Origin of the sequence: Nafulsella turpanensis ZLM-10, from assembly GCF_000346615.1 — a bacterium.
Lineage (GTDB): Bacteria > Bacteroidota > Bacteroidia > Cytophagales > Cyclobacteriaceae > Nafulsella > Nafulsella turpanensis.
Window position 1 is genome coordinate 37,687 of record NZ_ANNU01000063.1, and the last position, 9,324, is coordinate 47,010.

The 9,324-nt window shown below is 44.8% G+C and carries 1 protein-coding gene; it reads left to right on the forward strand.

Annotation, left to right across the window (positions count from 1 at the left end):
- Window positions 1-22: 22 nt before the first annotated feature.
- On the forward strand, window positions 23-9,324 hold a 9,302-nt coding region (locus F752_RS0120460), incomplete at its 3' end, for a malectin domain-containing carbohydrate-binding protein (RefSeq protein WP_160164147.1).

The following is a 9,324-nucleotide window of genomic DNA, read 5'->3' on the forward strand; positions in this document are numbered from 1 at the left end:
GGGTTTTAAAATTCCTGCTTGGTTGATTTTAGTTACCATTCTTGGCTTTCATGTGACTGCATTCGGGCAGCTGCCTACTGAATTCCAAAAGGTCGAACTGCTAACTGGTCTTAAAAATTCCATCAATTTCGAGTTTGCACCTGATGGACGAATTTTTATCCTGGACCGGTACGGTCAAGTGCTTATTTATAAGCCGAATACCCAAACAACAGTACCTGCAGGTACTTTGAGTGTTTTCCACGATATGGAAGATGGCCTATTAGCAATTGCCTTTGATCCTGATTTTGCTGCCAATAATTACGTGTACATTCATTACTCTCCCCTGTCGATATCGGTAAATAGGGTGTCCAGGTTTAAAATGGAAGGGGATCTGCTTAGCCTGTCTTCAGAAAAGGTAGTGCTGGAATGGAAAACCGATCGGAATGGATATTTTCATGCAGCAGGTGATATGGATTTTGATTCTATGGGCAATTTATACATTGCAACAGGTGATAATACGAACCACTCCTCCTATGCTACCCTCGATGAAACCGATCCTGATAAGAGTTCGGAAAGAACATCTTCTAACACCAATGATCTGAGGGGTAAAATTCTGAGGATAAAACCGGAGGCGGACGGTACATATAGTATCCCGGATGGAAATCTCTTTCCAGACGGTCAAGGTGGGTTACCTGAAATTTATGTTATGGGAGCCAGAAATCCTTTTAAAATTTTTGTCGACAAAACAAATACCGATTGGTTGTTTTGGGGCGAAGTGGGTCCTGATGCGAACTCAAGCAGTTCTCTTGGCCCTTACGGAATGGATGAGATAAACCTGACTAAACAGGCAGGTAACTACGGCTGGCCTTACTTTGCCGGAAAGAACGAGCCTTACTTAAACGATTACGCCAGCCCAAACTTCTATTACGATCCTGCCAAACCAGTAAACATCTCTAAATGGAATACGGGAATCACAGACTTACCTCCAGCTCAATCTTCCTGGTTAGAATTTTTTCACCAGTGTTATTTGGCCGGGCCCAGGTACTATTTTGATCCAGGGAATGATAATCCTAAAAAGTTACCTTCTGATTTCCATAAAGCCTTTTTTTATTATGATTTTAATAGCAGTAAGGTGTGGGTGGTTAAAATGGATGATGATGGCACCATCCTTTCTACTGAACAACTGGCGGGCGATGTGGTAAAGGGAGCCGGGTTTATTGATTTAAAAATTGGACCTGATGGGCAGCTTTATATCCTGGAGTATGGAGCCGGATGCTGCCCTGATAATACGGGAACAGGAAAGTTAGTACGCCTCGATTTTATAGGTACTCATGGGAACAGCTCCCCGGCGGTAAGCATAAGCGCAGATGTTACTTCCGGTTCTCTTCCACTTACTGTCAATTTTTCAAGCGAGGGTACCAGCGATCCAGAGGGTGATGCCTTAACTTATGCCTGGGATTTTGACGCGGATGGAGTAGTGGACTCCAATGAGCCCAACCCCTCTTTTATTTATACGACAGCAGGGGTTTATAATGCCCAGCTAAGGGTTGACGACTCGAATGGAGGAATAAATGCCAAATCGGTAACTATTTATGCCGGAAACAATGCCGCTACTTTTGATTTCGTTTATCCGCCGGATGGAGGAATGATAAGCTGGTATGATAATATTGATTATAAGATTGTAGTAAATGATCCGGAAGATGGCTCAACAATAGATGGAAGCATTTCGTGCAGTAAACTTAATCTGGTGCCTTCCATGGGACACCTGAAGCATTTTCATGACGGATTAACCATTAACCAGTGTGAAGGATCTTATTTCCTGGATCCTGGCAGCCATGATTCAGGTGTACCAGAGGATGTTTTCCAGGTTTTGAATGTCAATTATACGGATAACGATGGACTAAAATCTTTCGACCAGATTATGCTTCACCCAAAACAGACGGAGGCCGAGTTTTACGACCAGCAGCTAAATACCAGCTTAATTGATAACTCTGATGAATTAGGAGGAGGAAGCAATGCAGTCAGGGCCTTATCGCACGGAGCTTACATTGTTTTTGAAGGGCGAAATATGGTAAACATCAATGCTGTTTCTTATCGGCTGGCATCAACCTTAGGAGGAATCATCGAACTTCGATTAGGAGCGCCGGATGGGCAGCTTTTACATACCGTGCAAGTGCCTGTTACAGGTAGTTTAAATGAGTGGACCTATGTTGAAGCTCCTGTAACAGATCCGGGGGGAAGGCATGATTTATATTTTGTCATGAAAAGAAATTCAGGTGATAAGAACCTGTTTGATTTAAATTCACTTGAGTTTAAAGGTAGTGGAGTATCGGTAGATCAAACCCCTGCGAAACTTAATTCCCTGAAGGCTCTTTCAAAGAATGAAATTCAGTTAAAGTTTAATGAAGCACTTAAGCAATCTTCGGCAGAAGGGCTGGTTCATTACACAATTAATAATGACATAGAAGTACTTGCTGCCAGTTTACTTCATGACAGGAGAACAGTAGTTTTAAATGTATCAGATCTATTGGCGGAGTTAACCTATGATTTAACTGTAAATGGTATAGAGAATGAAAGTGGGGTGGTTCTTAATCAAAGTATTATTCAGTCCTTCAAGTACGAGCCTCCGACTATCCGGCTAAATGCGGGGGGAGCAGTATTTGCCACCAGTCTTGGGGAATCTTTTTCTGCCGACCAATACTTTAGCGAAACCTCCAGTACTTTTAGTAAAACAATTAGTATTGATGGAACAATAGAGGACGGCTTGTACCAGAGTGAGCGCTATGGAGAAAGCTTTTCTTACAATATTCCCCTTGCGTCAGCCACCTACCAGCTTAGGCTACATTTTGCAGAACTATACCATACAGCAGCAGGTAAGCGAGTATTTAATGTGTCGGCAGAAGGAAAGGATCTGCTTACCAATTATGATATTATAGCAGATGTAGGCTATGCCACTGCAATTGTAAAAGAAATAATGGTAGAAGTTACAGATGGCACGTTGAATCTGGTATTTAATGCATCTGTCGATAATGCAAAATTATCTGCCATTGAGGTACAGGAAACTACTTCAACACCACCAGATAATACAGCTCCAGTAGCTAATGCAGGTGATGATAAGGTCATTACCCTTCCGACTAATTCAGTGATATTGGATGGTTCAGGTACGGATGCTGATGGTACAGTTAATGGTTATAGCTGGAGTCAGGAAAGTGGGCCCGGCACCGCCATCTTTAGCAGTACCAGTATAGCTGCACCAACGGTAAGTGAATTAACGGCAGGTACCTACATCTTCAGTCTTATTGTCACAGATGATAAAGGAGCAGTTAGTTCTCCAGACCAGGTTTCTATAGTGGTGAATGAGGCTCCTGCTGGCAACTCAGCACCTGTAGCAGATGCGGGAGCAGACCAGACGGTGACGGCAGGCAGTGATGGCACAGCTTCGGTGGCTTTGGATGGTTCAGCTTCGGCAGATGCAGATGGAAGCATCAGCAGCTACAGCTGGAAGGAGAGTGGAGTGGAGATAGCTACAGGTGTAAATCCTTCTGTTAACCTGGCAGTAGGCAGCTATACGATTGCTCTTACTGTAACAGATAATGAAGGAGCCACTGCTACAGATGAAGTAGTGGTGACGGTGAATGGCCCTGCTGATTTTAGTCCTGTTCGCCTCCATGCAGGAGGGGGTGAATTTACTACAGGTGGAGGGATAATCTTTGCTGCAGACCAGTATTTTAGCCCCTCCAGTACCTACAGTAATACGAGCTTGAATATAGCCGGCACTACAGATGATGCATTGTACCAGAGTGAACGCTATGGAGCCAACTTCAGCTATGACATACCTGTTCCATCAGGCTCTTATCTGGTAAGGCTGCATTTTGCAGAGATATATCATACTCTAGCTGGTAAGCGGGTATTTAACGTTGCGGCCGAAGGAAATCCAATTTTGACAAACTATGATATTATGGCCGATGTTGGATATGCTGTAGCTGTAATAAAAGAATCAGAAGTAAACGTAACAGATGGTACGCTGAACCTGTCTTTCACTACCATTGCAGACAATGCAAAGATTTCTGCCATTGAAATTCTCGCATCCACCTCTGTTCCAACGAATACAGCCCCTGTAGCAGATGCGGGAGCAGACCAGACGGTGACGGCAGGCAGTGATGGCACAGCTTCGGTATCTTTGGATGGCTCTGGCAGCAGTGACGCAGATGGAAGCATTAGCAGCTACAGCTGGACAGCAGATGGTGTAGAGATAGCTACAGGTGTAAATCCTTCTGCTAACCTGGCAGTAGGCAGCTATACAATTGCTCTTACTGTAACAGATAATGAAGGAGCCACCGATACAGATGAAGTAGTGGTGACGGTGAATGGCCTTGCTGATTTTAATCCTATTCGCCTCCATGCAGGAGGGGGTGAATTTACTACAGGTGGAGGGACAATCTTTGCTGCAGACCAGTATTTTAGCCCTTCCAATACCTACAGTAATACGAGCTTGAATATAGCCGGCACTACAGATGATGCATTGTACCAGAGTGAACGCTATGGAGCCAACTTCAGCTATGACATACCTGTTCCATCAGGCTCTTATCTGGTAAGGCTGCATTTTGCAGAGATATATCATACTCTAGCTGGTAAGCGGGTATTTAACGTTGCGGCCGAAGGAAATCCAATTTTGACAAACTATGATATTATGGCCGATGTTGGATATGCTGTAGCTGTAATAAAAGAATCAGAAGTAAACGTAACAGATGGTACGCTGAACCTGTCTTTCACTACCATTGCAGACAATGCAAAGATTTCTGCCATTGAAATTCTCGCATCCACCTCTGTTCCAACGAATACAGCCCCTGTAGCAGATGCGGGAGCAGACCAGACGGTGACGGCAGGCAGTGATGGCACAGCTTCGGTATCTTTGGATGGCTCTGGCAGCAGTGACGCAGATGGAAGCATTAGCAGCTACAGCTGGACAGCAGATGGTGTAGAGATAGCTACAGGTGTAAATCCTTCTGCTAACCTGGCAGTAGGCAGCTATACAATTGCTCTTACTGTAACAGATAATGAAGGAGCCACCGATACAGATGAAGTAGTGGTGACGGTGAATGGCCTTGCTGATTTTAATCCTATTCGCCTCCATGCAGGAGGGGGTGAATTTACTACAGGTGGAGGGACAATCTTTGCTGCAGACCAGTATTTTAGCCCTTCCAATACCTACAGTAATACGAGCTTGAATATAGCCGGCACTACAGATGATGCATTGTACCAGAGTGAACGCTATGGAGCCAACTTCAGCTATGACATACCTGTTCCATCAGGCTCTTATCTGGTAAGGCTGCATTTTGCAGAGATATATCATACTCTAGCTGGTAAGCGGGTATTTAACGTTGCGGCCGAAGGAAATCCAATTTTGACAAACTATGATATTATGGCCGATGTTGGATATGCTGTAGCTGTAATAAAAGAATCAGAAGTAAACGTAACAGATGGTACGCTGAACCTGTCTTTCACTACCATTGCAGACAATGCAAAGATTTCTGCCATTGAAATTCTCGCATCCACCTCTGTTCCAACGAATACAGCCCCTGTAGCAGATGCGGGAGCAGACCAGACGGTGACGGCAGGCAGTGATGGCACAGCTTCGGTATCTTTGGATGGCTCTGGCAGCAGTGACGCAGATGGAAGCATTAGCAGCTACAGCTGGACAGCAGATGGTGTAGAGATAGCTACAGGTGTAAATCCTTCTGCTAACCTGGCAGTAGGCAGCTATACAATTGCTCTTACTGTAACAGATAATGAAGGAGCCACCGATACAGATGAAGTAGTGGTGACGGTGAATGGCCTTGCTGATTTTAATCCTATTCGCCTCCATGCAGGAGGGGGTGAATTTACTACAGGTGGAGGGACAATCTTTGCTGCAGACCAGTATTTTAGCCCTTCCAATACCTACAGTAATACGAGCTTGAATATAGCCGGCACTACAGATGATGCATTGTACCAGAGTGAACGCTATGGAGCCAACTTCAGCTATGACATACCTGTTCCATCAGGCTCTTATCTGGTAAGACTACATTTTGCGGAAATTTATTTTACTGCTGTAGGTCAACGAGTATTTGATGTGACAGCAGAAAATAACCTCTTTCTGGATAATTTTGACATTTATGCTGAAACAGGAGATGCTACGGCAGCAATAAAAGAAGTGTCAGTAGCCGTTACAGATGGTACACTCAACCTGAATTTTAACGCCTCTGTAGATAATGCTAAAATTTCTGCCATTGAAATTTTAAGCCAAGATAATTCCCCCATCCCTTCTGTTGCTATTCTTTCGCCTAATGAAGGAACCAGTGTACCTCAAAGTTTTAACGTTAGTTTCGAAGTAAATAATTGGGAGGTAAGTGAAGGAGGAACCCATATTCATAAGATAATAGATGGGGTAGACCTGGGCGAAGTATATACGACAGATCCTCAGGTTTTTGAGAATTTGTCTCCCGGAAACCACACCATTAAATTGCTTTTGGTAAATGCGAATCATAGTCCCACTATTTATAGCGACCATGTTCAGGTAAAGGTGGTGGAAGATTTAGTTTGTTTGGATAATCCATTCCCGTTAGATTGGACAGAAAAACCGATTGGCAGTGAAGTGCCTTACCGTTCGGTGTACATTTTTTCTGAAGATTTAGATGGAGATGGCTTAAAAGATATTGTAACAGGGGGCTGGTGGTATAAGAACCCTGGCACCCAAACCGGAGAGTGGGTACAGAAAGTCATCGGAGAACCCATGAACAACATGTCTCTTATTCATGATTTTGATAAGGATGGGGATATGGACATTTTTGGTACCCAAGGGAAATATATTAGTGCGGAAATGGCATGGGCAGAAAACGATGGGACAGGCAATTTTACCATACATACCAATATACCGGCAGGCACCTCCACTTTCTCTGAAACCTTTATGGCAGGAGCCGCCATAGGAAATTATAATGGTGTAGAGAATATTCAGATTGCCGTAGTTTGGAATGGAGCTGGATCAAGTAACTCACCTGTACAAATGATAACGGTGCCTGCCGACCCGGTTAACCAGGCCTGGACAATTGCCTCTATTAGCCAGGATTCTTACGGAGAAGCAATAAGCGCAGGCGATATTGATGGAGACGGTGACCTGGATCTTTTCCAGGGAGGAAATTGGTTAAGGAATGATAAAGGTAGTTGGACTACCTTCTCCACAGGGGTTGCACTGCCTTCTTACTTTGATCGCAATGCTTTAGGGGATCTGGATGGAGATGGAATATTGGATGGGGTCGTAAGCCAAATTGGAAATGACCAGGAGGTGAGTTCGTTTCTGCCGCCTGCAGATCCAACGAATAAGTGGAGCAGAAAAACGATTGGTAGTCTCGTCGATGGCGGCTTGAGTTTAGATTTGGTTGATATTGATTTTGATGGTGACCTGGATGTACTAACAGGGGAATGGAAAAACGAGCATAGATTGCTGGCTTTCGAAAATGATTTATGTAATACAGGCACTTGGATTGAGCATGTCTTACACCCAGGGGGGACCACTGATCACCACGATGGCACCCAGACAGTTGACCTTGACAATGACGGCGACCTGGACATTATTTCTATGGGCTGGGATAAACGTATACCGAGAGTGTTTGTAAATAATGCTGTCGGTGGAGGGGAAAATAATCCGCCGGTGGTGGCCAATCCTATTCCTAATCAGCAAGCGATAGAAGGAGTGGCATTTAACTTTACTTTTGCTGAAAATACTTTTAACGACCCTGATGGGGATATCTTAACCTATACAGCCGCTTTGTCAAATGATAATCAGCTACCCTCCTGGTTAAGTTTTGAGGGAACTACACGGACCTTCAGTGGTTCACCTGCAGCATCTGATGTGGGTTCGTTAGCAATAAAAGTAGTTGTTTCTGATGGTGTAGGAGGATCAGTCAGTGATATATTTGATTTAACAGTAGAAGGGAATGGTGGTGGAGGCATTAATACAGCACCGATAGTAGATGCAGGTGTGGACCAGACAATTACACTGCCGGAGAATACCGCCAGCTTTACGGCCGCCGCTTCGGATGAAGATGGAACAATAGCTTCTTACCTTTGGGAGAAAGTAAGCGGACCGGAAGCCAGCCTGAGCAGTATCAATACGGCCACGCTTTCGCTCTCCAACCTGGTGGAGGGAAGCTACAGCTTCAAAGTAACTGTAACAGATGATGCAGGAGCCACTGCTTCTGACCAGGTAAACCTGACGGTGAATCCTGAAGCTACTGCTACTTGCCAGTCCCTGGCATTCAATGGCAGTATTCAGCTGATGCTGAATAAACCATTGGTGCTGAGTGGCGACTTTACCATTGAATATTGGGCGAAATTCTCAGGCAACACAAGTAATTCCGATGCACCTGTAAGTGGAGGTGACAGCCAGTATATTAATTATTACAAAACACAGGCCAGACTATACAGTAAAGGGGCTACTGGCGGTAATGATCCTATTGTTTCTTCCCACAAAACAGTAGCCGATACCTGGACCCACTATGCTTTTGTAAGGCAGGGGAATATGATGAAGGTGTACATCAATGGCGTGGAAGATGTGGGTGCAAAGGCCACAAACCAATGGACCGGTGACTTTACCATCAACAACTTAGGGCAGGGAGCCGGCTATTTGGCAGGTGAGCTGGATGAACTAAGAATATGGAAGCTTGCAAGGAGTGGCACTGATATAGCTGGGAACTACAATAAAGGGGTAGTAATCACAGCAACCGGACTAGCCGCTTACTTCAACTTTGAGGAAGAAACTGGGGTAGTGAAGGATGTGAGTGGCAATGGATATGACAGCCAAGGCCTTCCTGCAGGTATCAGCCGTACAAGTTCAACAGCTCCTCTTACAGATTGTGGCAGCACTTCTCCAAATACAGCTCCAGTAGCTAATGCAGGTGATGATAAGGTCATTACACTGCCAACCAACTCAGTGGCACTGAATGGTTCAGGTACGGATGCTGATGGTACAGTTAATGGTTATAGCTGGAGTCAGGAAAGTGGTCCTGGCACCGCCATCTTTAGCAGTACCAGTATAGCTGCACCAACCGTAAGTGAATTAACGGCAGGTACTTATATCTTCAGTCTTATTGTCACAGATGATAAAGGAGCAGTTAGTTCTCCAGACCAGGTTTCTATAGTGGTGAATGAGGCTCCTGCTGGCAACTCAGCACCTATAGCTAGTGCGGGAGCAGACCAGACGGTGACGGCAGGCAGTGATGGCACAGCTTCGATATCTTTGGATGGTTCAGCTTCGGCAGATGCAGATGGAAGCATCAGCAGCTACAGCTGGAAGGAAAGTGGAGTGGA